The 26,918-nt window shown below is 33.4% G+C and carries 24 protein-coding genes; all 24 read right to left on the bottom strand.

What is annotated here, in order from left to right; all coding sequences use genetic code 11:
- Positions 1 to 8: 8 nt before the first annotated feature.
- The 24 genes from BK585_RS10635 to BK585_RS10525 all read right to left on the bottom strand — a co-directional run bounded on the left by BK585_RS10635 (position 9) and on the right by BK585_RS10525 (position 26,769).
- Positions 9 to 1,964 (bottom strand): asparagine synthase-related protein, encoded by a 1,956-nt coding sequence (locus tag BK585_RS10635; RefSeq protein ID WP_078553428.1) that lies wholly within the window; start codon positions 1,962 to 1,964, stop codon positions 9 to 11.
- A gap of 259 nt (positions 1,965 to 2,223) precedes the next feature.
- Positions 2,224 to 2,358 carry a paeninodin family lasso peptide gene (locus BK585_RS23695; RefSeq protein WP_139367541.1) on the bottom strand — a complete coding sequence of 45 codons (135 nt, stop codon included), beginning with the start codon at positions 2,356 to 2,358 and terminating at the stop codon, positions 2,224 to 2,226.
- Positions 2,359 to 2,372: 14 nt separating this feature from the next.
- A complete protein-coding gene (locus BK585_RS10630; RefSeq protein ID WP_078553427.1) occupies positions 2,373 to 4,313 on the bottom strand; it encodes an asparagine synthase-related protein in 1,941 nt (646 codons plus the stop codon).
- A 146-nt stretch (positions 4,314 to 4,459) separates the two neighbouring features.
- Positions 4,460 to 5,494, bottom strand: a complete 1,035-nt coding sequence (gene galE, locus BK585_RS10625) for a UDP-glucose 4-epimerase GalE (RefSeq protein ID WP_078553426.1) — start codon at positions 5,492 to 5,494, stop codon at positions 4,460 to 4,462.
- Positions 5,495 to 5,690: 196 nt separating this feature from the next.
- On the bottom strand, positions 5,691 to 6,182 hold the full coding sequence (locus BK585_RS10620; protein ID WP_472924274.1) for a phosphotransferase family protein: 492 nt from the start codon (positions 6,180 to 6,182) through the stop codon (positions 5,691 to 5,693).
- 675 nt (positions 6,183 to 6,857) lie between these two features.
- A complete protein-coding gene (locus BK585_RS10610; RefSeq protein WP_078553423.1) occupies positions 6,858 to 8,636 on the bottom strand; it encodes an ABC transporter ATP-binding protein in 1,779 nt (592 codons plus the stop codon).
- Positions 8,637 to 8,871: 235 nt separating this feature from the next.
- A complete protein-coding gene (locus tag BK585_RS10605; RefSeq protein WP_078553422.1) occupies positions 8,872 to 10,077 on the bottom strand; it encodes a glycosyltransferase in 1,206 nt (401 codons plus the stop codon).
- Positions 10,078 to 10,197: 120 nt separating this feature from the next.
- Positions 10,198 to 11,313, bottom strand: a complete 1,116-nt coding sequence (locus BK585_RS10600; RefSeq protein WP_078553421.1) for a polysaccharide pyruvyl transferase family protein — start codon at positions 11,311 to 11,313, stop codon at positions 10,198 to 10,200.
- A gap of 12 nt (positions 11,314 to 11,325) precedes the next feature.
- The gene (locus BK585_RS10595; RefSeq protein ID WP_078553420.1) at positions 11,326 to 12,510 is read right to left on the bottom strand and encodes a glycosyltransferase; all 1,185 of its coding nucleotides are present in this window, start codon (positions 12,508 to 12,510) and stop codon (positions 11,326 to 11,328) included.
- The gene (locus BK585_RS10590) at positions 12,507 to 13,550 is read right to left on the bottom strand and encodes a glycosyltransferase family 2 protein (protein WP_078553419.1); all 1,044 of its coding nucleotides are present in this window, start codon (positions 13,548 to 13,550) and stop codon (positions 12,507 to 12,509) included. The genes BK585_RS10595 and BK585_RS10590 overlap by 4 nt, the downstream gene beginning before the upstream one ends.
- Positions 13,540 to 14,763: a glycosyltransferase gene (locus BK585_RS10585; RefSeq protein ID WP_212567929.1), complete on the bottom strand. Its 1,224-nt coding sequence runs from the start codon at positions 14,761 to 14,763 to the stop codon at positions 13,540 to 13,542. The genes BK585_RS10590 and BK585_RS10585 overlap by 11 nt, the downstream gene beginning before the upstream one ends.
- A gap of 10 nt (positions 14,764 to 14,773) precedes the next feature.
- On the bottom strand, positions 14,774 to 15,505 hold the full coding sequence (locus tag BK585_RS10580; protein ID WP_078553418.1) for a glycosyltransferase family 32 protein: 732 nt from the start codon (positions 15,503 to 15,505) through the stop codon (positions 14,774 to 14,776).
- Positions 15,502 to 16,686 (bottom strand): aminotransferase class I/II-fold pyridoxal phosphate-dependent enzyme, encoded by a 1,185-nt coding sequence (locus BK585_RS10575; protein WP_078553417.1) that lies wholly within the window; start codon positions 16,684 to 16,686, stop codon positions 15,502 to 15,504. Before BK585_RS10575 ends, BK585_RS10580 begins: the two co-directional genes overlap by 4 nt.
- Positions 16,687 to 17,331 carry an acetyltransferase gene (locus BK585_RS10570; RefSeq protein ID WP_078553416.1) on the bottom strand — a complete coding sequence of 215 codons (645 nt, stop codon included), beginning with the start codon at positions 17,329 to 17,331 and terminating at the stop codon, positions 16,687 to 16,689.
- A gap of 27 nt (positions 17,332 to 17,358) precedes the next feature.
- Positions 17,359 to 17,943 carry a sugar transferase gene (locus BK585_RS10565; protein WP_078553415.1) on the bottom strand — a complete coding sequence of 195 codons (585 nt, stop codon included), beginning with the start codon at positions 17,941 to 17,943 and terminating at the stop codon, positions 17,359 to 17,361.
- Positions 17,940 to 18,107 (bottom strand): YwzD family small protein, encoded by a 168-nt coding sequence (locus BK585_RS24000; protein WP_170885537.1) that lies wholly within the window; start codon positions 18,105 to 18,107, stop codon positions 17,940 to 17,942. The genes BK585_RS10565 and BK585_RS24000 overlap by 4 nt, the downstream gene beginning before the upstream one ends.
- A 22-nt stretch (positions 18,108 to 18,129) precedes the next feature.
- A complete protein-coding gene (locus tag BK585_RS10560; protein ID WP_078553414.1) occupies positions 18,130 to 19,194 on the bottom strand; it encodes an EpsG family protein in 1,065 nt (354 codons plus the stop codon).
- Between the two features lie 44 nt (positions 19,195 to 19,238).
- A complete protein-coding gene (locus tag BK585_RS10555; protein WP_078553413.1) occupies positions 19,239 to 20,126 on the bottom strand; it encodes a glycosyltransferase family 2 protein in 888 nt (295 codons plus the stop codon).
- A 5-nt stretch (positions 20,127 to 20,131) separates the two neighbouring features.
- On the bottom strand, positions 20,132 to 21,238 hold the full coding sequence (locus BK585_RS10550; protein WP_078553412.1) for a glycosyltransferase family 1 protein: 1,107 nt from the start codon (positions 21,236 to 21,238) through the stop codon (positions 20,132 to 20,134).
- The gene (locus BK585_RS10545; RefSeq protein ID WP_078553411.1) at positions 21,223 to 22,377 is read right to left on the bottom strand and encodes a glycosyltransferase family 4 protein; all 1,155 of its coding nucleotides are present in this window, start codon (positions 22,375 to 22,377) and stop codon (positions 21,223 to 21,225) included. Before BK585_RS10545 ends, BK585_RS10550 begins: the two co-directional genes overlap by 16 nt.
- Before the next feature lie 28 nt (positions 22,378 to 22,405).
- Positions 22,406 to 23,284, bottom strand: coding sequence for a UTP--glucose-1-phosphate uridylyltransferase GalU (gene galU, locus BK585_RS10540; protein ID WP_078553410.1), 879 nt, complete (start codon positions 23,282 to 23,284; stop codon positions 22,406 to 22,408).
- Positions 23,285 to 23,299: 15 nt separating this feature from the next.
- Positions 23,300 to 25,120, bottom strand: coding sequence for a polysaccharide biosynthesis protein (locus BK585_RS10535; RefSeq protein ID WP_078553409.1), 1,821 nt, complete (start codon positions 25,118 to 25,120; stop codon positions 23,300 to 23,302).
- Between the two features lie 265 nt (positions 25,121 to 25,385).
- The gene (locus tag BK585_RS10530; RefSeq protein ID WP_245805816.1) at positions 25,386 to 26,066 is read right to left on the bottom strand and encodes a CpsD/CapB family tyrosine-protein kinase; all 681 of its coding nucleotides are present in this window, start codon (positions 26,064 to 26,066) and stop codon (positions 25,386 to 25,388) included.
- Entirely contained in the window at positions 26,056 to 26,769 is a 714-nt protein-coding gene (locus BK585_RS10525; RefSeq protein WP_170885536.1) for a YveK family protein, read from the bottom strand. The genes BK585_RS10530 and BK585_RS10525 overlap by 11 nt, the downstream gene beginning before the upstream one ends.
- Between the last annotated feature and the right edge of the window lie 149 nt (positions 26,770 to 26,918).

Raw genomic sequence — 26,918 nt, 5'->3', positions numbered from 1 at the left:
ACCTCCTTTCAATGAAATTGTTTTATGAATCTAGAGACTATTAATGTTCTTGTTAATATCTTAAAATCATCATCAAATACTAATTCCGGTTTTGGTTCTGCTTTTATTCTTTCAATTGATTGTTTTATTACGTTTTTATCAATGAATTCTGTGATAATCGGATTATGAACTGTGGATTCTAGTTCATGTATGAAATTTTTCCATTGACTACTCATTCGATGAATAGTGTCCGCGCCTTGAATTCCTCTAACAACTTGATTTAATCTCACTTTTTCTGGTAGCCAGCCTTTCATTGACCTTCTAATTAGAGAGCGTTCAAGCCCTCCGACTACATATTGCTCTTCGGGTACTGCCAAGCAGAACTTGATAACGCTAAGGTCATTGGTTGGATCCCTATCCCACATTCCGTATCGTAATGACAACTTTGTATTCGCTGTCCCGCTTTTGTTCCATGGGTAGAGTTGCTGGTAATATTTCATTCGATATTCTTGTAAGTTATTCACTGTGCCACCATGAAGACCTATGTCATCATAAGCTTTAAGTTTCTCATACACTTTTGTTCTGTTAGCAAAACTAGGCTCAATGAAGGCTGGGAATTGATATGGTGTACTAATTTGTTTTTGAAACATGTTTATAGCATTAGGGAAAGCTTTCTTTACAACTTGTGGAAGCATAACCCTCTTTCCAGTTCTAAAATTTCTACAATAAAAATTCAATTCAGAATTTAGTTGTATCCACTTTAGTTTCTTTAAAAGATTGCCATAATAATTCATAGTCATGTTCCAGGAACCCCATGAGATAGAATGGTTACCTCTAGCCCCATTTAATAAAACCTTAACCCCTTGCTTTTGTGCGTATTCATTAATTCCATTTAACCAATACGCATTCTCAAAGAATTTATAGGGCATTTCCATGATGTCTAAAAAATCATCAATTTCAGACAAAGGGCTCTTGCCTGCAAAATCTAAATAGTGGTCCTTTATATTTCCAACATGCCTCACTGTCTCTTTTACATAAGGACGCTCGTCAGCTTGATAATAGTAAGGTGTCCAATCTTCGAAGCTATCTTCAGGAATATAACTAAATGTATGTAATTTTTGTCCTTTTTTCTTAAGCTCTTGAGCTGCAAAGCTCACAACTGAACCAGAGTCAAGCCCTCCACTAAGGTGGGAACCCACTTTTCCATGAGTTCGTAATCTTTCTTTTACTGCTCTTTGAAGTACTTCTCTAAACGCTTCTTCGTATTCATCGTTGCTGCCAAATCTTAAAGGTTCGTTAACTTCCAAAGTCAAATATCTACTAATGGAAACCTTTCCATTTTGAACTGTTATAGAATGCGAAGGCGGAAGTTGCATCACATTTTTGTATACGGTAGTTTCCATAGAAACCGACTCTACCATGGTAGGGATAGCAAGAAACTCCGCTAGCCATTCTTCATTAAGTTGTTTGTTTACGTACGGAAGAGTAAACAAGGGTTCGATAATTGTTGAAAATGCGAAGTGCTCAGGATTATTAAAATAGTATAAGGTTCTTGCTCCTGAAAAATCTCTTGCCCCAAATAACTTTTGTTCTTTTTCATCCCAAATCATAAAAGCGAAATCACCAAGTAAGTGCTTAGGACATTCGTCTTTCCATTTATCATAAGCTAATAAGATTAGCTTGCTATCTGTAATAAGTTTTTCATATTTTTTAGATATATTAAGTTTAACTATGAGTTCATCACGGTTGTCGAGTATCGCATCAGCGGTAATGACAAGTTGCCGTTCATAATCATGATATGGAAGTTGTTCTCCTATAGACTCTGGAGTAATGCATTGGTGATGACAATATAAAAACATATTGTCACCTTGCCATGTTTCTTTTGAACTAGAAGGAAATTGCTGAAATCCATCAAGAAATAGTTTCTTGTGGGAAGGATGCAATATCTCTTTATTTACATTCATAATCCCAGCAATAGCACTCATTTTGTTCCTCCTACAATGATTTAGATGTATATATAATATCTATCGTTCTTTATAAAGAACATAAAGGGTAAAAAAATATTGAATGCACTAAACATTCTTTATTGAGAACACCTTGTAAATTAAAAATACCATTCGTAAAATATAATGTCAACAAATTTTTAAAAAAAACCGAAGCTTCTAGAAAATAAGAAGCTTCATATAGTTAAATACATTAAACAGTACAACATAATATGATGCTAGATTTGAAGGTATATTACATTTAGCTCCATGTTAAATCTTCTCTTGGTGTTCCATCTTCATAGGTTTGGTCAAGAGCGTTTCCGCTATGAGGATTGGACATTGTCATATTTAATTCTAAAACTTCTAATAAAGGCTTTTCCCATGTTTTTTTCATACAGTCACCCCCTTTCATAGCATTCTATTTAAATATCGATAGACAATTACGAATCGCATTAATAATCTATAGTCAGGACAAATAGCATATTCTGGTTTAGGACCATCATTAACCTTTGCTAGTGCACCCTCTATTGCGTTTTTATCAATATATTTGTATATTCGTTGGTCATTACTGATTTGCTGAATTTCATTTATAAAATTAGACCAAACTAGAGCCATTCTGTGAAGCCAATCTGTCCCCTGTACACCTCTTACTCGCTGGTTTAATCTAACTTTGTCAGGTAACATACCCTTTGTTGCCCTACGGATAAAAGCACGATCTAATCCGTTTTGAACACATTGTTCATCGGGAAGAGATAAACAGAATTTAACTACACGAAGATCATTGGTTGGATCTCGATTCAATACTGAATATTTTAAAGATAGTTTTGTTGATAATGTATTGGTAGCATTCCAATGGTATACTTCATCAAAATGGTTTTTCCTTAATTTATGCATATTGTTAGATGAAAACCAACCTGTTTCATCAATTCCATATTTTCTTAGTTTTTGAAAAACACCACTACTGTTTGCGAACTCTGGATTGATTAATTTTGGGAATGTACTTGAATGACTACTACCCATTGTTTTACCGATAAATGGAAATGCTAATTTTGCTATGTATGGAACCCTACGTAACCTAGGACCTCCTGCATTTAAACTATATTGGTTTAACTCCTGGTATAAACGAACCCATCTTAATTTCTTTAGTAGTGTTGCATAATGGGTTAAGGCATGCCCCCATGAAATAGTGAAATTACCTCTTCCACCACTTAATAATACTCCTACTCCTTCATCTTGTGCTTTCTCAAACATACCCTTTACCCAAAAAGAGTTTTCAAAATACTTATAGGGCATTTCTAGTATTCCAAGAAAATCGTTGATTTCAGAATATGGATCTTTCTCTTGAAAGTTTAAATAATAGTCTTGAATTCCACCAATGTATTCAACCGTCGATTTTATGAATGGCCTCTCATCTGCCAATTGGTTTTTAGGGGTAAAATCCGTAAAATCTTCGTAAGGAATATAGCTGAAAGTGTTGAGTGGTTTGTTTTCTTCACTTAGAGCTTGTGCAGCAAAACCTACCACTGCTCCTGAATCCAAACCTCCGCTCAAGTGAGAACCAACCTTTTGGAAGGTTCGCAAGCGCGATTTCACAGCCTTTTCGAATACTTCATGAAATGCTTCTACATACTCTTCATTAGTTTTATAATTAAGTTGCATTTCAAAATTAAAATAATTGTATCTCTTAATTCTTACTTTTCCTTCTTCTAAAGTAATACTATGAGAAGGAGGAATTTGTGCAATATTTTTATAAGGTGTTATTGATGTATCAACAGTATCAACAACTGATGAAATTGCTAAATATTCAGCTAGCCATTCTTCATTTATAGACTTTTTAATCAAAGGCAATGCAAGTAAAGGTTCAATTGTTGTACAAAAAGCTAACGTATTTTCCTTTAAGAAATAGTAAAGTGTACGGGTTCCAGAAAAATCTCTAGCACCAAATAGTTTATGCTTTCTTTCATCCCATATCATAAAAGCAAAATCACCGATAAGATATTCCGGACAATCGTCTCCCCATTTATAGTAAGCTCGGAGAATAAGTTCACTATCTGTTATAACTTTCTGGTATGCTTTATCTACTTGTAGGGAAGAAAATAAATCATCACGATTATCAATAATAGCATCTGCCGTTATAGCAACATTTCGTTCTTTATCAAAGTATGGTAGTTTTTCAGTTATAGATTCAGGTGTAATCCATTGGTGAAGACATCCCAAAAATACATTCTTGTAATTCCATATAGACAACTTATTGTGAGGAAATTGAGCTAGACTATCCATCATTAACTCACTATAGCCAGTAGGAATTGGCGTTTGGTTTAAATTGTAGATACCGGCTATTGCACTCATAGAACTCCTCCATAACATCATTCTACATTCTTAATAAAGAACGTTTTATGCATAAATTACCACTTAGTTACTACTTTGTCAATACACATTAGTTCATTCCCTAAAAATAGTATTAATCCAACAATACTCTACAAATTCAGCGTTTTTCATTTCATTTTTTCACTGTATTTTTCTTTATAACCGTTTGGATTCTCCACTTGCCAGCGCCACGAATCCTTGCACATTTCATTAATACCTTTTGTAGCTTCCCATCCTAATTCCAACTTGGCCTTTCTTACATCGGCATAACTAATTGCTATATCCCCAGGTCTTCGAACACATAGCCTATAAGGAATGGGCCTACCAATTACTTCTTCAAAGGCATGAACCATTTCCAATACACTGTATCCATTACCGGTACCTAGATTATAGGCATTTATCCCTTTGCTAAATAACACCTTATCTAATGCTTTTATATGACCGACCGCTAAATCAACTACGTGTATATAATCTCTAACACCAGTTCCATCTGCAGTCGGATAGTCACTTCCGAAAACTTGGAGTTCTGATAGTTTCCCGACTGCAACTTGAGTTATATATGGAACCAAATTATTAGGTAACCCGTTAGGATCTTCTCCAATACGACCACTTTCATGAGCTCCAACAGGATTAAAGTAACGTAACAAAGCAACACTCCAATTACTATCTGAATTACTTAAATCCCGTAAAATATCTTCAATCATGAGTTTCGTTCGTCCATATGGGTTAGTTGCGTGAAGCGTCGAATCCTCATTGACTGGAACACACTCCTGTTCTCCATATACGGTTGCTGATGAACTAAAAACTAAGTGAAAAACCCCATGTTTCTCCATCACTTCACACAGTGTAACCGTGCCAGCTACATTATTTTGATAGTACTTAAGAGGCATAGAAACCGATTCTCCAACAGCCTTTAATCCTGCAAAATGAATAACTGCACCAATCTGATTGTCATGAAAAATAGTTTCTAATGCATTTTTGTCTCGAATATCAGCTTTATAAAATAAAAAATCCTTACCCGTAATTTTGCGAACACGGTGCAAGGACAATTGACTACTATTTGATAAATTGTCAACAACGACAATGTTATAACCTGCATTAAGCAATTCAACACAAGTATGAGAGCCAATGTAACCGGCCCCTCCAGTAATTAGGATATTCATTATTATCATCTCCTTGACACTAAACTCCTGTATATATATAACACAGTATAATTTTTAAATAAAAGGTATTTTGATATTCTTAAAACTAGGAATTTTTTTCATTTGCATCTTTTATTGTCTTTTACTCTCATTCTATATAAATATTCAAATTCTATATTATTAATTGCAATAAGGTAATCTTCTGGCAATGATTGATTTATTTACATCGAATTATTTCCGCTTCAAAAGCCTTAAATCTTTTAATCCACGTCATTACTTCTTGTTTGTTCATATCCCTTTTTTTCTCTTCGAGTTTCATTTTAATTAATTCAATATAAAAAAGATAACGATATATCTCAATGTCTATATTTAAATTATTTTTGTTAGATATCTGACTTTCTCGAATTATGTAATTTAAAGTTCGATGTAACATTTTAATTTCTTCTTTATCAACTTTTCCAAAACTGTTTTTCTTAGAGGCTAACATAAACATAAAATAATAAAAATCAAAGTAAAGGCTTCTTAGCCCACCAGTTTCCCAGTCAATTATTACTGGTTTTTTAAATTTACTTATTAAAAGGTTACCTTCCCATAAATCACCGTGAGAATAAACTAATTTCATTTCATTCATTATTTTGTATTTAATTTTTGTATTAATAAAGTCTACAAAATTTAAGATACTTTCATATTCTATTTTTTCGTTGTACAATCTATCACTAGCTAGTAATAAATCTATCTGAGATATATTCTTTTTAATATAATCTCTGCTTTCTATGATGTAAGTTTTCCTTGCACTTTTTACTGATTTTAATACAGGTATTATTACATTTAAGACCTCTCTAACATTATTTAAGTTAAATGAACTCCTTCTTGCATTAATATATTGTTCGATAATGGTTTTTTTTTGGGCTCTGCTTTTAATATAAAAGGTGTTAAATCACAAAACATCGCACCTTTTAAGGTCAAAATTTTTTCTTCTATTTCAGATTCATTCAACGAATTATTAAATAATGTAATTACGGTCTTTCTTCTTAAATTAAATATTTTATATTCACCTTTTCTAAGGATAAGTAAGATATGTCCATTGTACTTTACTGTGCATTTATGATTATACAAATTAGATTTACTTTTTTTTATTATTCTATACATATTACAAAATTGAATTATTCGTATTAATCTAATTATAAAAAGTGGTACACATTTATTAAAAAGTACATTATTTGTTTCCCTTTCAAAGTATGGGAATGGCTTTGAGTAAAAAAACAAGGAATAAAGAATAGTTAATATACTCTTATCCGAATTTATATACATAAAATTATCAACTAATATATATGTATATTCTCTGCAAGATTTCATTAAAATCACCACTATTATATTTACTAGCCTACATTATCGACTTCTCTAAATTATACTCACTAGACACTAGTCTTCCTTTATGGATAGTAAAAGTAATATCACAATTTTTTATCGTACTTAACCTATGCGCAATGATTATTAAAGTTTTCTGTCCTTTTAATCCATCAATGGCTTTCATTATCTCCATTTCTGTCTCAGAATCTAAAGCTGATGTTGCCTCATCCATAAATAGTATTTCGGGATTATGATATAGCGCCCTAGCAATTCCAATTCGTTGTCTTTGTCCACCTGAAAGTCTAACCCCGCGCTCTCCGACTTTGGTATCTAGCTTTTCAGGTAATTCAAGTACAAAATCTTTTAATTTAGCTTGTTCTAATGATCTCCAAACTTCATTGTCATCAATCTCGTCATTATCAATTCCAAAAGCTACATTTCCACGAATAGTATCATCTGATAAAAATATAGATTGCGGAATATATCCAATATTATTTTGCCATGTCCCAATTTGCTCTATTAATTTTATTTCATCAACTAATATAGACCCTTTTTCAGGTTGTAATAGACCTAAAATAATGTCTACAACCGTTGTTTTACCAGCTCCAGATTCACCAATAAAAGCTACTGATTTTCCAATAGGAATTGTAAGAGAAACGTCTCTAACGGCATATTGTTTTTGTTCAGGATACCTAAAAGAAATATCCTTTAATACAATTGTGTCTTTAAAAGTTTTTTCATTTTTATTTGACAATAGATTTATTTTCTTATTAGTTGAGCTGTCATTATATTTTTCATTGTCCTCAAATAAATCCTTATAGATAATTGCTAAAGCTGGGTAACTATATCGAATTCCAGTTATCATCCCTACTACTCTGTTGATTGATGGCATTAGTCTAAATGCTGCCATTGCAAACAATGCCATAGTCGAAACAACCTGTGTAGTATTTGTACCCTGAAAAATGATAATAAGCATTGTAATTAACACAATCGAAACTAATATGGTTTCAATAAAAAGACGAGGTGCTTGTTCTAACATATTCAAGTATCTTTTATTATTTGCATTAATTTGACTTTGTGATTTATAAGCATTTATAAAAAAACTCTCTTTACCTGAAACTTTAACTTCTTTGCTCGCTCCTAATCCTTGATTAACCCATTTAATCATGTTCCCAGTAACCTGTTGTTGTTCTTTCCCCAACTTGCTAATTTTCTTTTTGAACAATTTAAAAAATAAAAAAACACTCACGCTAAGTAATATAGAAGCAGTAAGTGTAGCGATTGGTGAAGTAATTAGCAATAAAACAAAAATACATGTGATAACAAGGACCTCAGTTAACAAGTAAAATCCTGACATGATAATTCCTTGAAAAACCTTAGGAACTTCATTATTAACATTACGAAGTAATTCAGCTGTATTCCGTTGCAGGTGGAAAGGATAGGGTTTTGTTAGATATTCTTTAAATAGATTACTAGATAACTTTACTTGTTGATTTAAAATAACTCTATTTTGTGCATAATAGAAGAACAACAAATAAAAATTTTTAAATACAAATATTCCTAACAAGAAAACAACTGAAAATATTATAAACGAGGTACTAGATTGAAAATTAAAAAGTTTATAAATATATGCGAGAATAGCTTGCTCCTGTATAATCAGTGGGTTAGTTACAACCCCAACAAAAGGAACAATTAAGCCTATTCCTACAGTTTCAAAAATAGCTGCTACAATCATCATAAAAAAAAGTATTAGTAACTTTTTCCTTTCTTTTTTATCAAAAAAACTCAAAATCATTTTTATACTATATGTCATGGTCTCACCTTATTCTTTATAATCTTTTATAAAAATAATGTACATTATCACCTATAGTTAAACAAATCAAAACCTTATTTATTTTCAAGAGCTTTTTAGAGAATTTCTTCCTAAAAAGTGATTAAACTAATGATTTCTTTTAGAGGCATTTTTCTATTTATAGTTAGTGATTTTTTTTGTTTCAATATAAATACAATTTCTAAAACAACAACTAACATTTCCATAATTTATTAAATTACATTTCAAAAATATTATATAACTTTTGAAGGTCATTATTTTTATCTAGATTTTCACTACACAGAGCATTTTTCAAATTATCTATTAATTTATTATTATTTAATATTTTAGTAATACCTAGATATATTTCTTTTTTTTCAATAGAAACAATGAGACCATTTATTTCATTTGTAATTTGTTCCGATGCACCTGTGAAGTTAGTTATCACAATCGGACTTTTAAAGCATTTTGCTTCAGATAGTGTGATACAAAATCCTTCATATCTCGAAGGTTGAACATAAATATCACATTGGTCCATATATGGGTATGGGTTTGACTGGGAACCCAACAGAACAAACTCCTCAGCAACGTCGTACTTTATTATAAGGTTCTCATATTCTTTCCTCGCATTCCCTTCACCAATACAGTACCATCTAATGTTATAACCTGACTTCTTTAGCATCGCACACACTTGAATTGCGATATCTTGCCCTTTTTCTTTACTAAGTCTTCCGACTGTCAAAATTCTAGTACCTTTAAAGTTATCCCTAAACCCCTCACCTTGTTTTGCTAGTTTATTTATAGAAGAGGGGGATAGAGTATTGTAAAATGTCTCAATTTTCTCTGATAAGTGTGGTAGATATTTGATAATTTTTTCTCTTGCGGTATTTGAAACAACAAACACTTTATCAAATTTAGGATAGAATTTCTTAGCAAAAGATAGGTTAAAACCAATTTTACTTACATCAAAGTGAATCCACTGTATTTTTCTTTTTGCTTTAATTTTTTTTGCAATATAATAGCTTATGAAGTCCATCGGACCTGCATAAGCTACAGCTATGTCATATTCTGTTGTATCCCTTTCACAGTTCTTTAACAAATATTCAAAATAAGAACTTCTATCATTAAATACTTTTGACATTGTATGATAGAAAAAGTGATTAATTCCTTTAGATAATTTCCAGTTAGATATATAGTTTTTTGCTAATAAATATGGTGGTTCTTCTAAACTTCTTTTGATTTTTTCGTAACCATCTAAATATTGTATCGTAACATGGTTTTGAACTGCTTCGAGGAAACCTCCGAATTCCTCAAGCATTAACAGGGTGATGTCATATTGCTCTTCCGGGATTTCATCCAACATGTTAAGTAAGGCTTTTTCTGTTCCACCTATATTCATGTTGATAACCATAAATAATATCTTTTTTTTCTTTTTTCGTTCCATTTACCAGATCACCCTTAATTTTTTTTACTTATTAACGCTTCCTACAACTATGAATAATTTCAATAATATAATAGTAAATTTTACTTTAGAACTTTTAAAAAAGGAAAATCACTTCAAATGTTATTGATGTATAACATTGTCCTCTTTGATGAACTCTTCAAATTTATCAAATTGTAATTTGGCATTATTTCTAATATCTTTTAAATCTACCCTTGTGTTCATTGACTCCTTAATTAGATGTTCATCATATTGATAACACAGTTTTTTCATTTCTATTATATGTCCTTGAAAGTTTATATCGTTTAGAACATTCTTTGTTTTTTCGCTGTAAATTATTGGTAATAACGGTACATTTAATAAAAGCGCAAGTATATTAGCATGAAACCTTGCTGCTAAAAACAATTTAAAAGAAGCTATTAATTTTATAGCTTCTTCTAAATTCCCTTTATACTCATATTTTCCAACCCTTTCCTTTTCTTGCTTACTTAACTTAACTATGATTTTATCAATAACATTAGAATCTCCTTCATGTTCACAGAAAGACATTAAACAGCATTCATAGCCTTTTTTAATTAAGATTTGAATTGATTTTACATTACTATTGATATATTCCTCATAATATTTTTCTAAGCCCTTCTTATGTCTTACATCAATGATTGAAAAACCGACTATCTTCTTTTTGCTATGATTTTTGTAATTGTTTAAATCCATTTGAAAAACAATATCTGGTGCATAACGAACATGACTAATATGATTGAATAATTTATAAGAGTATAAATCTCTAAAACAGACTTCATCACATAAAGAAAACAGTCGTTCATAATCAGAGTAAAAATTTTGTGATGAATAAGGACCAAAGTTTGCACCTAGAATAAAAACTTGTTTCCCAATTTTTTTAAATTCAGTTACCATTTTTAATCTGTCCTGGTATAAAGAGTGATGGTAGTCTTCTTCTCTAAATATAGATCCACCAATAAATAACAAAGCATCGTGTTCTTCAGCTACTTTGTCATAATTAGTAATAGAATCAGTTATTTTAAGTCGTTGTCCAATTTTATTAATAAAATTGTATTTTCTACGACTTACATTATCATATTTTAATAAAAAATCATCATAACTATTTCCTAAATAATTTACCGTGAATTGAGCATCTGGGAATCTCTTTGCTAGGATATCTAAAAATAAATCGTCTCCTAGGTTAAATTGTAAATATATATCTACAAATATCCTTTTCATCACTTCACCACCCTAAACTTCAATTAATTGATAGAACCTTTCAATTTCTCCTAGTGTATTATAAGGGTCATTTGAATTTAACTCTTTTATGACATTTTGTTTGAATTCTCGATTTTCTATTACTTTAAGTATTCCATTAAATATACTGATTGGGTCATGTTCTACTATTAAACCATCAATATTTTGATTAATAATTTGTGTAGCAGTTGGAAAATTAGTACAGACTATAGGTTTTTTCAATATTTTTGCTTCGCATATGGATAAACCGAAACCTTCTTTATTTGATGTCTGAACATAAATATCACATTCCTTCATGTATGGGTATGGATTCATTTTTTTCCCAAGTAAGAAGACATTGTTATTCAACTGATTTTGATTAATCTCTCTTTGTAAGAAGTCCCTTTCAGTACCTTCACCAATAAAATACCATTTAAAATCAATGTTCTTTTTTCTTAAAATTAAAGCAACTTTAATAGCTTTATCATACCCTTTAACATATTCTAACCTACCAACAGTAACAATATTTACAAGTGATTTATCAAATGGTTCCTGTATCGATTCTTCAGCCATCTCTATTATTATTTTTGGATTGATGATATCAAGTATGGTTACCATTTTCTCGGAATATTCCTTTTTAACACTTTCTACTGATTTTAGTGTATTCTCAGAAACGGCAATGATGTTGTTATATTTTTTATAAAACTGGTAATCGTATTCTTTATTGTAAAGTGTATTTGCATAATCGGTGTTAATCCATGCCAATTTCTTTCTCGAATTTACATGTTCCGCCACAAAATATGTAGGAAAACCTTGGCTATATGCAATTGCTGCATCATAATTTTTATTCATTGGTAAACCTATTACCTTGTTTATATTTTTATATACCACCTGTTCGCTATGCCATTTATGGGTACTCATGTTATTAATCCGTAACTTAAATGATGTCTTATACCTGTAAAATAAATAGAATAAGGACTTGTTTAATGAGATTTTTCTTTTATTTATATATCGAAAATACTCAGGTTCAGGTAAGATATTAATAAAATTTGGAACAAGTGTTTCTAAATCTCCACCACGTTTAAACATTAATAAATCTATTTGATACTTTGACTGGTCAATACAATTTAATAATGTTACTAAACTTTTTTCTGCCCCACCCATTGATAAAGAATCGATAACAAACAAGATTTTTTTCATACTGTCACTTTCTTTCTACTTATCTTTCTTTTAATATCTCTCAACCTATTAAGCACTATAGAATAAAATAAGGTTGGTTTAAGTAGTTCATTTCTTAACATGTAAATATAAGGTTTATATAAGGGCTCATGAATTGAACACTTTTCTAGATTTTCCTTAATATATTTATGCTTTAAAATAGTGGTTAAATTATTTATAGCATTACCTTTTTGTTTTCCGTTTAGTGTGTATTGAGACTCAATGACCTGCACAACGAAGGTTTGAATTCTTTTTGAAATTTCAGCATTTATTAAATTATCCTCAATACCAGCCACCTTTAACAATTGTTCAAGATGTCTACAAACGTTAATAATATTTCCCACATATTCACTTGTTATATTTGAGCTAATACTATTTTGATTTAACCTGTTATAGTAATACAGATATTCATTTAGGATTGAAAATTTCTTACAATAAAGAATGTAGTTTAAGACAAAAACCATGTCTTCTGACATGTATATTTGATTATCTAACCTTAAATTGAATTTCTGTATTATGTCTCTCCGATAAATCTTCGCCCAGAGAACGCCTCCAGTACCTTGTAAGATCTTACTTATCATTGATTTAGTATTAATTTCATCTTTTTTATCAAAATCGTTATGTTTTATTGTTCCATAATGAGAAATATCAAAGTACCCACAACAAACTATATCAGCATTTGTGCTGTTCATCTCTGTCACCAAGCTTTGGATATGATTTTCATGAACAGTATCATCAGAATCAATAAATACAATATACTGTCCTTTCGAATTAGTAAGACCTTGGTTTCTAGATTCGGATGGGCCCGCATTTTCTTGATGATAAACAACAATTCTCTTATCTTTTTCTTGATAGCTCTCAATAATTTTTCTACTCTTATCAGTTGAACCATCATTGATGAGAATAATTTCTATATTTCTATATGTTTGGGATAAAATGCTATCTAAACATTTAGAAATGTACTTTTCACTGTTATACACAGGGATAATAATACTAACAGCATGGTCCAGATTATCCTCCATGGTTATACACTCCACAATTAATTATTTTGTACAAATTATTTAACTCATTTGTATTAGAGAAGTCCGTATTCTTACAATTATCTATCAAACAAGTCCTTAACTCTGAACGGTGATATAATGTAATAATGCCTTCTGCTAAACCCTCAATTGACTGACTACATATTTGCCCATTTTCCCCGCTTACTACTTGACTATCAGCCGTATTATAGCCTGTAATAAGTACAGGTTTTGAAAGCATTTGAGCTTCTTGAACCGTTACAGCTTTCCCCTCATACCTTGAAGGTTGCACGTATAGGTCTGCCTTTTCAATAAAAGTATAAGGATTTGTTTTTTTACCAAGCAAGATAAATTGTTCCTCTAAATCATATTCTTTTATTAAGTTTCTGATTAGATTCTCATCTCCGCCATACCCAACAACATACCAAACAATATCGCTATAACCTCTGTCCTTTAGAAGCTTCATTGCCTTGACTGCATTATCAATTCCTTTGGCATGAGATAACCTTGCCACTGTTAAAAGCTTAAAGCGACTGTCATGGACCATCGGATTATCAGGATCGACTTCTTTTGCCATTTCGCGAATAAACTCTGGAGAAGTGATATTTTCTATTACTTCTACTTTATTTGCTAATGTTGGGTATTTTTTAAGAAATGAGTTTTTACAAGCATCTGAAACCGCAATAATGTGATTAAAAGTTTCCCACATCAATACATCCAGTTTTACATCCGTCTCTACCATTGAATAGTCAGTATGAATCCATGCTATTTTCTTTTTTGATTTCACTTTTTTTGCTATAAAATCATGAGGCCATAAGTAACTAATAGCTATATCGTATTCCTCTTTGAATTTCGGTAAAAAAGGAATGGCATACTTCCACATAAGCTGCATTTGATAATAACCAGGTTCTTTTATTCCTTTTCTTTCACCTTTCATATCAGCAAGGATTTTTGCTAATGTCCTTGAAGCTCCTAGACCAAAATGACCTTCTTTTAAAACTTCCTTTAGGGGTTTTCTAAACGTTGTATATTGAGGAATTTCATTTAATAGATTGACTTCCTTTGGGATTAAATTAAGTAGCTCTCCTTGTTGCCGATATAAAAATAAATCAACTTGATATTTTTTATAGTCAAAGTTGTTTAACATGCTGATTAAGCTTCTCTCCACTCCTCCTATTTCCATATCAAAGGAGGATATTAATATTCTCTTTTTCATATAGTCCTCCCTAAGCTTTTGAAACTAGCTTTCTAATTCTTGCTATATTGTCCCCACCAATTATTTTTGCTGCTGTCTTTTTAAGGTTTGTTTTTACTTTCACAGTAAAAGGTAACCAACTTTTATGGAAGTGGTGCATTGCATATGTGTCACCAGTTTTTAATGTTCTACAATTGATATAATCATAGGGTGAAAAATAAGTCTGCGGATAAAATGTACCAATGCCTCTAATCTCCTGAAGATTTCCATTGGTTTGAAGTCCTTCTTCTTTTAGCATTTTCGTGACAATTGCAACATTTGTTAATGTATCAAAACTACCATCGTCTTTAACAAATTCCTTATTCTCATAGGAATCAAGGAACCTCTTAATTAGTTGATTTCCTTTTTGAGCCCCAATCGTGCTTGTTGCAATATAGTTACCTTGCTCGAAACCCCAAAATGATTCATGTTCCAATAATGGATTAAAAGATTTAAACACTTCGACATCTGTGTCTAAGTAAATTCCACCTTGATGATATAAAGCATGAACCCTGACATAATCACTTACAAATGCATACTTTTTGTTATTGTAAGCGGCTCTTACATATGAATTGCAATCGATAAAAAAGTTATCTTCATTCCATTCAACAATCTGATAGTCTGGCAAGTACTGCTTCCAGGAAGAAATACATCGTTGAACAACTTCTGGCTTCTCATTTCTACCGAACCAACAAAAATGGATTATTTTTGGTATTGTTGTCATAGAGCATTCACTCTTGGAAAATGACTTTTTTCAGAAATTAATTTCTTAATGATTGAACAAACTCTATAAACATCTTGTTCAGACATACTTGATCCCGAAGGTAGACAAATACCTGTACGAAAGAGATATTCGGATATACTCGTATTCTCATCGTGAGAATAGTAACGGTTTCCGTCAAACAACGGTTGCATGTGAAGTGGCTTCCAAACATGACGAGCTTCAACGTTTTCATTACTTAGTTCTTCAAGTAATTGAGGCACTGAAATTCCGGACACTTCTTCATTCATCGTAAGAGCTGTTAGCCAACGATTTGACCTTGTTAGAACTAATTCCGGCATAAAATCCAAACCACTAAATGAAGATAACTCTCGTTTGTAAATCGAAAAAATTTCTCTTCTTCTTTCCACTCTATTTTGAAGTACCTCCAGTTGAGCTCTACCAATCCCGGCAAGAATGTTACTCAGGCGATAATTATAACCACACTCATTATGCTGATAATAAGAAAAAGGTTCTTTAGCTTGTGTCGCTAAGAACCTTGCTTTTTTCATCAAAACTTCATCATCAGAAATCAACATTCCTCCCGAGGAAGTCGTTATAATTTTGTTGCCGTTGAAAGAAAATATCCCAAACTTTCCAAATGTCCCGCTTGCTCTGCCTTTGTAACTTGCACCAAGTGACTCCGCAGAATCTTCGATAATAGGAACATCATACTGATTGCATAGTTCAACAATTTCATCCATTTTTGCACTTTGGCCGTATAAATCTACGACGATTACCGCTTTCGGTAATTTTCCTTCATTTGCTGCATCTTGAAGTGCTTTTTCAAGGGCTTGTGGGGACATGTTCCAAGTTTCCGGTTCTGAATCAATAAAGACTGGTTCTGCACCTTGATATAAAATTGGATTTGCACTTGCGACAAACGTTAATGTTGAACAAAAAACCACGTCCCCTTGTTTGACTTCTAATAAAATAAGAGCCAAATGAATTGCAGCTGTTCCAGAACTGACGGCTAAGGCTTCATTGACTCCTACTAAGTTAGCAATTTCCTTTTCAAAGGCATCGACATTTGGTCCAAGTGGCGCAATCCAATTGGTATCCATGGCTTCTTGTATATACTTCGTTTCATTTCCACTCATATGTGGAGGTGATAAAAATATTTTCTTTTTGGAATTGTTGTTCATTTACGCACCTCCCGTTTTTTCATTTACTCTTACTTTTGCTGGAACTCCCACTGACGTACAATTCGAAGGAGTATCTGAAATGACCACTGCACCAGCACCAATTACGGACCACTCACCAATGGTTATATTCGGTACGACTGTAGCATTTGCTCCTACTTGTACTCCCTCACCTATGTGGACGGTACCTGTTATCGTTGCTTTAGGACAAAGATGAACGAAATCATCTATGGTTGCATCGTGTTCAACGATAGAACCCGTATTAAGTATCGTGTGATTGCCAATTTGAGCATCAGCATTGACTACAGCATTCGCCATAATTACGGTGCCAAAACCAATTTGAGCAGTCGGACTAATGACTGCGGTTTTGTGTATTAGTGAAATATATTGGTCATTGCGTAACGATAGGCTATCTACTATTAATTGTCTAATTCTATTATTACCAACAGCAATTACAAAGGATATATCGTCAAAATAGTCGACTAACTTTTCTACAAATCGAATTGGGCCGTAATACATCTCATCTGTGATAAGAAGGTCCTCATATTTATCATCAAAATAACCAATAATTTGATAATTGTCATAAGAATTAATAATATCTCGAATGACCTTACCATGTCCTCCATTACCTATTATAGCTATCTGCATATACGCACCCCCTCTTCATATTGAATATTACCCTTTGAATCGTTCCATTGTCATACTACCTGGTTGAGAAATTCCATCTGATTTTATTACTTTATAAATTGTTAAAATCAATATTTTACAATCTATTTTCATAGAATGGTTATCTACATACCAGACATCTAGCTTAAACTTCTCATCCCAGCTTAGTGCATTTCTTCCATTCACTTGAGCCCAACCCGTTATTCCGGGTCTCACGTTATGTCTTCTTGCTTGTTCTTTCGTATAAAGCGGTAAGTACTCCATTAACAAGGGTCTAGGTCCTACTAAACTAATATCTCCCTTTATCACATTAAACAGTTGTGGAAGTTCATCTAGACTATACTTTCGTAAAAATTGCCCTATTGGAGTTAAACGAATCTCATCTTCTAGTAAGTTTCCTTCCTCATCCTTAGCATCTGTCATTGACCGGAATTTATATAAGTAAAATGGTTTTCCATTTAGTCCTGGCCTGAGTTGTTTAAATAATACGGGGGAACCTAATTTTAGTTTTACAATTATTGCAACTACGACAATCAATGGAGCTAAACCAATGAGTAGTCCAAATGAGATTAAGAAGTCAAAGGTGCGTTTCAACGTTTGGCACTCCCCTCATTTTTCTGAAATTCCTGTTCCAATTTCGTCACTATGTCTTGGATAAAATCGGATACTTTCATTTCATATTCATTGTTTCCTTTTTCATAGAAATACGTTAATAATTGCGCAAATTTCTCTTCAGTTACATTTTCAAATATGTTCATAATCCATTCCTTTACGAGATCCCTAGAAATAGAGATACATGCTTCTGTAAATAATGTTTAAGGTAATTACATGTTCATAATAAAAATACACAAAGTATAAACTTATGATGCAATAATATATTAATTTTTGGTCTTTTTTCCTAAACAACACAATGACCCAAGATATTAATATCAAACTAAACAAATCAAAATAGATAGAAACTCTAGCAAAAATCCAATTTTGTGTGGCAATGAGCATAAAAACAACACCGAGTAAGGACATATTTACAATATAATCGCTTTTCGGAAATAACTCTCGCAACTTTTCACGCCCTAAATAGGCTATTACTAATGGTGCTGCACTAACGATTACTCGTAAAAAATTTGCTCCACCTTCCTGAAAGCTTTGATACCCACCATATTGAGTATCATTTATTGCAGAAAACAATAATTCCATAAAATAATCAAAACCTATGACTACAAATATGGAAGACAGTAATAAAATGAAGGTCGTTCCTGTCCAGGCTTTTCTCCGTACTATAAAATAAATAGGAATCATAATAAGAGCACTTTGATGAAAAGTCGATGCTAGTAAAACAACAATCATGTACCTTATCCAGTTCCCTTCTAGAAGGTATTTAGTTGCCGCAAATATTATAGCTGCAGCTAAATACTGCCTTATCCCATTCATAGAAACTAAAAACATTCCGGATGTAATGTACACATATAGGCCAATTTCAAATAACCTTGTATATTTATAAAGGGCAAAAATAATAAGAAAATTTGTAAGTATTGCGGTTGTAAAAATTAATATTTGAGCATCACTTGAAATCCTTTGTAATCCCATTTGTAAGATTCCAAAACCAATATCTTTTTCCGCTAAAACATGGTCCAATGTGAGCGTTTTTAATTCATATGCATGCCTATAAAAGTAGGTGTCTCCGATATTTGTCCTAAGCCCAGATACCAAACTCAATGACAGACATGCACCAAGTGCTAGTAATTTGTTTGGCTTTACTCTTCTATCCTCAATATCTGAAATAGAGAAGTATCTTGAGAAAAATGAACATATAAAAACAACTACTAGGTTTGCATACAAAACAGCCATAATATACTCCTTCTATTTTTCTCATTCCACATATTACATTTAATTTACCGAGCAACTTTTGTCTTAGTCGTAACAAATAAAAAAAGGATACATCCAAGAGGAATTGCCAACAGCGTAAGCAACTTACATGGTGTTTCCTTTATGAACTTCCAGTTTTTCATCAGTAAACTACTAGAAACATAGTGAACCGCTTGGCGGAACTTGAAGCTTGTGTTAGCAAAAGTTAATTTCATTAGTTCTTTTCTGTAAAATGCAAAGCCTTTTGGATTCTTACGGTACTGGTTTAACATATTCATGGATGAACCATCAGGCAAGTACTCAACAATACAAAGAACCTCATTAAGTAAGAGCATTTCAAATTCTTCATCTAGTTTAAAATATTTATAAGCAAGACCTACATACCTTTCATCTGAAAAGATTGGGTAGGGATATCTTTTAGATAACTCGGTTCGGTAAACTACTTTTTTATCCCCTTTGACCCCATGTTGATTATATAAGTCAAAGAGAGTGGAACGTTTCATTTTTTCTGGTAGCTTCGTTCCAATTATGTCACCAGATGAATTGGCATCAAGACCAATTATTCCACTTACTTCATCACTTCTATTGGCTTCCCAGAATGAAGTGATTTTTTCAACGGCATCTGATGGCATTGAATCATCTGAATCAATACAAACATTAAGTTCCGTATCGATTAATTCATATGCGGTATTGTGAGCTCCGTGCATTCCTTGATTTTCTTGCCAATGGTAGCGGATTTCAATTTCACCTTCGTCAATCCATTCTTGAACTATCTCTTTCGTATTGTCTGTAGAGCCATCATCAATGATTAACCAGGTAAATTCCTTATTCGTTTGTGACACTAGACTTTCATAACAAGAAGAAAGACAATAGGCTCGGTTATATGTCGGTGTAAATACCGTTAACATCTTCATCTCAATCACCTAAATCCTAAATAAAATCCCTGCGTCCACTGAGCAGTTTGTTTAATGTCATAACCGTTCTTCTCAAGATTGGAAGTTACATTACTTCTATTTTTGCTGTTTACGATACTTCTATGAATATGATTAACCCATAGTTCTTTTTCTTTTAATGGAACAAATGAAATTAATCCCATTCCCATATCAACTTCAGTTGAAATGACATCCGTAATAACACATGGTACGCCGGCACCTTGAGCTTCAATGAGGGTAACTGGTAGACCTTCATGAAATGATGGAAATACAAACACATCAAATACTTGAAGTAACCGATTTATGTCACTACGTACCCCAAGAACCTTCACTCTATCTTCAAGATTTTGCACTTTAATTTTCTTCTCTATTTCTGAGCGTAAAGGTCCATCTCCCGCTAATACAAGAATAGCGTTTGGTATCGTTTTTAATGTTTCTTGAAAAATATCAATAAGAAACGCATGATTTTTTTGATGATTAAATCGGCCAATATGACCAATTACAACGGCATCTTCATGTAATTGAAGTTCTTTTTTCATTTCTTCTCTAGTTTCTTTTGAAAACTGAAAATAACTCGTTTCTATTCCGTTCTTAATTACTTTGGCAAGATTACTTTTTGAAGAATATAACCAGTTTGCAGCTTTTTCTGAGCAGGCAAATAAATGAGTAGCGCTCGGTATAATTTTTGTACCTGCATACCATTTATATAGCTTAGCTGCGATTCCACCTTCACTACTTGTATTATGACTATGCGCTATACGAACAGGTATTTGGTTTCTTTTTGCTACGTCTAAAACGATTCCTGTCATCTTATCCATATGAGAATGAACAACCTTATATTGTGGATGAGTTTGAAAAAAATCTTGTAATGCTTTTACATAGCCAAAGTGCCCGACATCAGGAACATAAGGAATTCTATGAATCTGTCCACCTAATCCTCTTATTTCTTCATCAAAAACACCTTCATAGCACGTAAGGAAATCAAATTGGATTTTTGTGCGGTCAATGTTCCGATATAAGTTCATTAAGAGCGTTTCTGCACCACCCCGATTCATGTTTACAACTACGTGTAGAATTCTTACTGGGTCGCCCACTTTGACTCTCCCTTCTTCTTCATGTGCTTCTGATAAATTAGCTTCAGCTTGTTTACTATTTTTGCTGAAGTGTATTTGCTTTCTATAAGCTTCCGTCCGTTTTGTCCTAGCTCTCTCCGTAACTCCTCGTTTTTCGCTAGTTGGATGATTCTTTCGGCAAATTGTTCGACGTTATCTTTTTCGATGATAAACCCGTTTTCACCGTCGCTAATTAACTCCAAATGTCCGCGATTTTCTGTAGCAACAACCGGAAGGCCACATGACATGGCTTCCATAATGTTGACTGGAAGACCTTCGCGATAGCTTGCGGATACACCGATGTCGCTCATTTTCACAAGCGAATCAATGTCGTTTCGGTATCCAAGAAAATCAATCCAGTTTAAAAGGGCAAGCTTGAACACTTCCGCTTGAACATCTTGGAGCATTGGGCCTTCCCCACAAAAAATAAGCCTTACTTTTGGAACTTTTTCCTTCACGATATCTAAGGCTTTCAGCAGCATAATTTGGTTTTTGTTTTTGTTGAATTCGGCGGCGAAATACAACAGGATTTCATCATCACGATACCCATATTTCTTTCTGAAAAGCTTCTTTACTTTTTCGTCAATCGGTTGAAATTTCTCAGGATCAATACCAACACCGTGAACATGTTCAATGTATTGAGCTTTAAATTCTTTTTCTTTCGCTAAGGCGTAGTCTTCTTCGTTTATCGTAATTAATGTATCTGTAAAGTAAGCTAACCCTTTTTCAATTGGATAATAAATGAACCAATTAAGTTTAGGCGCCCCTTTGCAAAAGTGAAAGCCGTGTGCTGTATAGATGACTTTCAAGCCGTTTTTTCGTTCTGTACTGGCGGCCAATCGACCTAACACTCCACCTAAAGGTGTATGACAATGCACGATGTCATATTGATTTTCCTTTATGATGTTTTTTAATTGAAATAATGCTTTCACATTTTGAACACTAAACGGTGACCTTTGGATTGATATAGAATGTTTTTTATCTGTGAACGGTAATTCCATCTCTCCTGCAGCCGCGATATGAACGTCCCAGCCTTGTTCTTTGAACCACTTCATTACTGGCAAATGAAAGACATTAAAATGATAATCTACTGTAGCAATAAACAGGATTTTTTTAGGCATATTTTTCACCTACTCTCCTTTATGACCCCTATTTTATATATTCTTTTTCCATTAAGTTAGACAAATATTGTAACAACTCAAACCGTAAATCATCTCGTTGCAATGCCATTTCAATCGTGGTTTGAATAAAGCCCATTTTTTCTCCAACATCATAACGGACACCCTCAAAATCAAAGGCATACACTTGTTCTAGTTTATTTAATGAGGCAATCGCATCTGTTAATTGAATTTCTCCGCCAGCACCAATTTCTTGATTTTCTAAAATTGAGAAAATTCTCGGACTTAAGATATAGCGACCTAAAATCGCTAAATTAGAAGGAGCTTCTTCTACAGCCGGCTTTTCTACTAAACTTTTTACATTAAATAATCGTTCTTCCATCGGTGTTCCAGCGACGATTCCGTATCTTGACACGTCTTCATCTGGTACTTGTTGTACGCCAATGATTGAAGAATGGTATCTATTGTACTGTTCAATCATTTGAAGCAAGCATGGCTTTTCTGCCTTTACAATGTCATCCCCTAATAACACTGCAAACGGCTCATCGCCTATAAATTTTCGGGCACACCAAATCGCATGCCCAAGTCCTTTAGGTTCTTTTTGTCTAATATAGTGAATGTCTACGAGTTTAGAAGATTTTTGGACTTCATCTAATAACTCGTATTTCCCTTTGTTTAAAAGAGTTTGTTCGAGTTCAAACGAATGGTCAAAATGGTCTTCAATTGCACGTTTTCCTTTTCCAGTAACAATGATAATGTCTTCAATTCCTGATGCTACAGCTTCCTCTACTATGTATTGAATTGTTGGCTTATCAACAATCGGAAGCATTTCTTTTGGCATCGCCTTTGTTGCTGGAAGAAATCGCGTTCCTAATCCCGCAGCGGGTATTATCGCTTTTTTTACGGTCATTGATATCGTTCCTTTCTATCCTGGAATAGAAACAGGATTTGGCTGTTCGCTCTTTTTATTGGCTAATGCAACTAGACGTTCAGCTAACGTCTTTTGGTCATGTAAGTTAAACGTTAAAATGATATCTTCAATTTCTTCGATGAAGATATCTGATGTTTTTCCAACGTATATATTTGGATAGATTTGCTCTTCATGCACTTCATCTTCATGTAACAATTCCTCAAACAGCTTTTCACCGGGTCTAATGCCTGAATATGTGATTTCAATTTCATCAATGGAATGACCGGATAACTTAATTAAATTTCGCGCTAGGTCAACGATTTTCACAGGTTCACCCATATCAAGGACAAATGTTTCTCCGCCTTTGGCTAAGCTACCCGCTTGAATGACTAAGCGAGAGGCTTCAGGGATCGTCATAAAATAACGAACCATCTCAGGATGAGTTACTGTGACAGGTCCACCATTTTGAATTTGTTTGGTAAAGAGTGGAATTACACTTCCTCGACTTCCTAGGACATTTCCAAACCGAACAGCAATGAACCTCGTTGTACTTATTGTATTAAAGTGTTGAACCACCATTTCAGCTAACCGTTTAGTCGAACCCATTACGCTCGTTGGGTTTACGGCTTTATCTGATGAGATAAGAACAAATGTATCGACATTGGCAAGACTTGCTGCCTCGGCGACATTCATCGTTCCTATCACATTGTTCTTCACGGCTTCTTCTGGATTTCTTTCCATCAGTGGAACATGTTTATGAGCTGCCGCATGATAAATCACATCTGGACGATATTTACTCATAATTTGTTTCATTTTCTTACCATCTTGGATATCAGCAATTTCTGTTAAAAAGTGAATCCCAGAGTCTCGAAATCTCGTTTTTAGTTCCATTTCAATCGCATAAATGCTGTTTTCTCCGTGTCCTAACAACACAAGTGTATGTGGTTCAAATTTCGAGATTTGTCGGCAAATTTCCGAACCTATTGATCCCCCAGCCCCTGTTACTAAGACAACCTTTTCACTCACATAATCCTTGATGCTTTCGATATCTAAATCGACAGGGTCTCGACCGAGTAAATCCTCCACTTGCACATCCCGGAATTGGTTGACAGAGATTTTCCCTGTCACTAAATCCTCTAGTAAAGGAAGGATTTTAGTGTTTGCTTTTGTTTTCGAGCATTCTTGAAAAATCTTATTTAACTCTTTACGACTAAGCGAAGGAATCGCAATGACAATGTTATCTATGTCTAGTTGTTCTACAACTTCTTTTATATGCTCAATTCCACCTACAACCGGAATCCCAAAAATATCAAGATTATGTTTTCGGTAATCATCATCTATGAATGCAACTGGATGTAAATCTGTATCAGTACTACATTGCAACTGTCTGGCCACCATTCTTCCTGCAGAACCGGCTCCAACAATTAGAGTCTTTCTTTTTAACGGATTCTTGCTCATGACCGAATCACGAAGGACCCTCCAACAAAACCTTGACCCGCCAATGGCAAGTAAATACAACATCCATGTCACCGCTAAAAATGACATTTGAAACGATCCTATGATGATACTTGATAAACCAACTAGCAATACGGAAAGAGTTACAATTTTAACGATAATCAGTAATTCACCAATACTCGCATATTCCCAAGCCTTATGATATAAGTGGTAAATAAAAGAAAAAAGATGATGGCTTAGCAATAGAACCATACCACTTATGATAAGAGACATGGAAAGCATCTCGAGACTTGACGTTAATGCGTTGCTTAAGAATACAATCGTAGCAAGCAATAGCGAATCGATGATAATCAGTAAAGGCAATCGTTGGCGATACGCCATAAACTCTTCCTCCTTTCTCTACATTTCAAATTTATTTATATAAAGCCCTTACCTTTATGTTTTATCTGAAAACACAAAAGTAAGTGCTTTAGTAATAATAATGGGGCATCTAACCCCTCCTCACACCACACCACCGATGACAAGCATCTAAGGTTTCTTCAACCCACAGTGTAACCGAGTGCCTCCTTTGATAAAGGTTAAGAGACATCACCTTCATATATAGAACACATTTGTTTCTTATAACGAACGGTAAGGGTAAAAAAAATTATACTTGGAAAAAGCCACGATGGCGTCGCTTTAAGAATGAGTTAGTTTTGGCGTTTAATACAATGCCCATCACATTAGCTTTTGCAACATCTAGTATTTGTTTTGCTTCAATCGCTTCATCATTTTCAGTCTTCCCTCTACTAACAACAAGGATGACACCATCACAACGCCCCGCAAATGTTTTCGTATCCATCCCTTCTAACACAGGAGCGGAGTCGAGAAGGACTACATCAAATTGTTCTTTCACAGCATCAAGCAATTCAATCATGACCGAAGAGGCAAACAGTTGAGTAGAGTTCGCTGGAATCGGTCCACTAGTTATTACAGCAATGTTATGTTCTGTTATAGTAATGGCTTCACTTAATGGTTTTTGTCCTACCAATACATTCGTTAGCCCAACCACATTTTTCATTTTAAAATAATGGTGTATTGATGGGTGCCTAACATTGGAATCGATGATGAGTACCTTTTTTCCTTCTTGCGCTAACGAAAAAGCTAAGTTTGTAATCATCGTTGATTTCCCTTCACCTGCAGTGGGAGACGTCACTACAATCGTCTTTGCGTTATGTTCATACATCGAGAATTCAATATTCGTTCGGATGTTACTGTATTGTTCAGCAATTATTGACTGCGGCCTTTTTAATGTAATTAAGCTTTTTTCAATCATTCTACGAACCAATGGTTTCACCTCGATAAATAGGATGGGTTTGTTTTTGTTTCCTGGACGTTGTTCGTCTTGTAATTTTTGATACCCTACCGAATACAGGAACTCCTAACAGCTTCTCAAGCTCACGTTCAGTTTTTACTGTATTGTCCAAGCTATCTACTAAAAAGATGAGACCAACTCCAGCTGCAACTCCAAATGCGATAGCCACTATCCAAATTTTTGTATTATCTCTGATATTCATCGGATAGGTTGGTTCTCTTGCCTCTGATAATAGCTCTATTCCTTTAAAATTTAAAATTTTTACAACTTCTTCTATATATATAGTTGCAGTTGTATTTGCAATACTTTGAGCTAAAGTTGGATCCGTATGATATGCTCCAATGGTCACGACTTGTGACTCATCAATTCGTTGCGCATAAATTTGATTTCTCAGACCTTCTACAGAATAGTTTAACTCTAGTTCCGCTATTACTCGCTCAAGCACAGCTGGTTCTTTAAGCACAACGAGTAGAGTATTAATGTAATTATTATTTTCAGGTATAATAATACGAGCAGATGTTTCATAAATTGGAATTGGGCCTTTAGATGTATAATACCAACAAGCCATTGCGGAGATTGTGGTCACTAGAATGACAATCCAAAATCTTTTTTTAATCACATTAAAAATATTTTTTAAATCTATTTCTTTGGCTTTACTCCCCTGTTCAATACTCACATCATTCACCTTCTACTGTTTTATTACGAAGCACAGTTCTTTATTACGCACACCCAAAATAAAAAAATTTGGTTTTTATTTAACAACAAGTATATAATGAATTTAGATATAACAGTTCCTGTTCGTTACTATTATTTTAGTTCTTTATA

Source organism: Bacillus alkalicellulosilyticus (genome assembly GCF_002019795.1).
Classification (GTDB): domain Bacteria; phylum Bacillota; class Bacilli; order Bacillales; family Bacillaceae_F; genus Bacillus_AO; species Bacillus_AO alkalicellulosilyticum.
The sequence above is the reverse complement of the archived record's forward strand: the minus strand, read 5'-3'. Positions and strand labels throughout refer to the sequence as shown.

Excerpts from the sequence above, each read along its gene's own strand:
- BK585_RS10535 (WP_078553409.1), bottom strand. The coding sequence starts at position 25,120 with ATGGCGTATCGCCAACGATTGCCTTTACTGATTATCATCGATTCGCTA.
- galU (WP_078553410.1), bottom strand. The coding sequence starts at position 23,284 with ATGACCGTAAAAAAAGCGATAATACCCGCTGCGGGATTAGGAACGCGA.
- BK585_RS10635 (WP_078553428.1), bottom strand. The coding sequence starts at position 1,964 with ATGAGTGCTATTGCTGGGATTATGAATGTAAATAAAGAGATATTGCAT.
- BK585_RS10580 (WP_078553418.1), bottom strand. The coding sequence starts at position 15,505 with ATGACAACAATACCAAAAATAATCCATTTTTGTTGGTTCGGTAGAAAT.
- BK585_RS10600 (WP_078553421.1), bottom strand. The coding sequence starts at position 11,313 with ATGAAAAGGATATTTGTAGATATATATTTACAATTTAACCTAGGAGAC.
- BK585_RS23695 (WP_139367541.1), bottom strand. The coding sequence starts at position 2,358 with ATGAAAAAAACATGGGAAAAGCCTTTATTAGAAGTTTTAGAATTAAAT.
- BK585_RS10630 (WP_078553427.1), bottom strand. The coding sequence starts at position 4,313 with ATGAGTGCAATAGCCGGTATCTACAATTTAAACCAAACGCCAATTCCT.
- BK585_RS24000 (WP_170885537.1), bottom strand. The coding sequence starts at position 18,107 with ATGAACATATTTGAAAATGTAACTGAAGAGAAATTTGCGCAATTATTA.
- BK585_RS10610 (WP_078553423.1), bottom strand. The coding sequence starts at position 8,636 with ATGACATATAGTATAAAAATGATTTTGAGTTTTTTTGATAAAAAAGAA.
- galE (WP_078553426.1), bottom strand. The coding sequence starts at position 5,494 with ATGAATATCCTAATTACTGGAGGGGCCGGTTACATTGGCTCTCATACT.
- BK585_RS10560 (WP_078553414.1), bottom strand. The coding sequence starts at position 19,194 with ATGGCTGTTTTGTATGCAAACCTAGTAGTTGTTTTTATATGTTCATTT.
- BK585_RS10595 (WP_078553420.1), bottom strand. The coding sequence starts at position 12,510 with ATGAAAAAAATCTTGTTTGTTATCGATTCTTTATCAATGGGTGGGGCA.
- BK585_RS10590 (WP_078553419.1), bottom strand. The coding sequence starts at position 13,550 with ATGGAGGATAATCTGGACCATGCTGTTAGTATTATTATCCCTGTGTAT.
- BK585_RS10605 (WP_078553422.1), bottom strand. The coding sequence starts at position 10,077 with ATGGAACGAAAAAAGAAAAAAAAGATATTATTTATGGTTATCAACATG.
- BK585_RS10555 (WP_078553413.1), bottom strand. The coding sequence starts at position 20,126 with ATGAAGATGTTAACGGTATTTACACCGACATATAACCGAGCCTATTGT.
- BK585_RS10570 (WP_078553416.1), bottom strand. The coding sequence starts at position 17,331 with ATGCAGATAGCTATAATAGGTAATGGAGGACATGGTAAGGTCATTCGA.
- BK585_RS10545 (WP_078553411.1), bottom strand. The coding sequence starts at position 22,377 with ATGCCTAAAAAAATCCTGTTTATTGCTACAGTAGATTATCATTTTAAT.
- BK585_RS10575 (WP_078553417.1), bottom strand. The coding sequence starts at position 16,686 with ATGAACAACAATTCCAAAAAGAAAATATTTTTATCACCTCCACATATG.
- BK585_RS10585 (WP_212567929.1), bottom strand. The coding sequence starts at position 14,763 with ATGAAAAAGAGAATATTAATATCCTCCTTTGATATGGAAATAGGAGGA.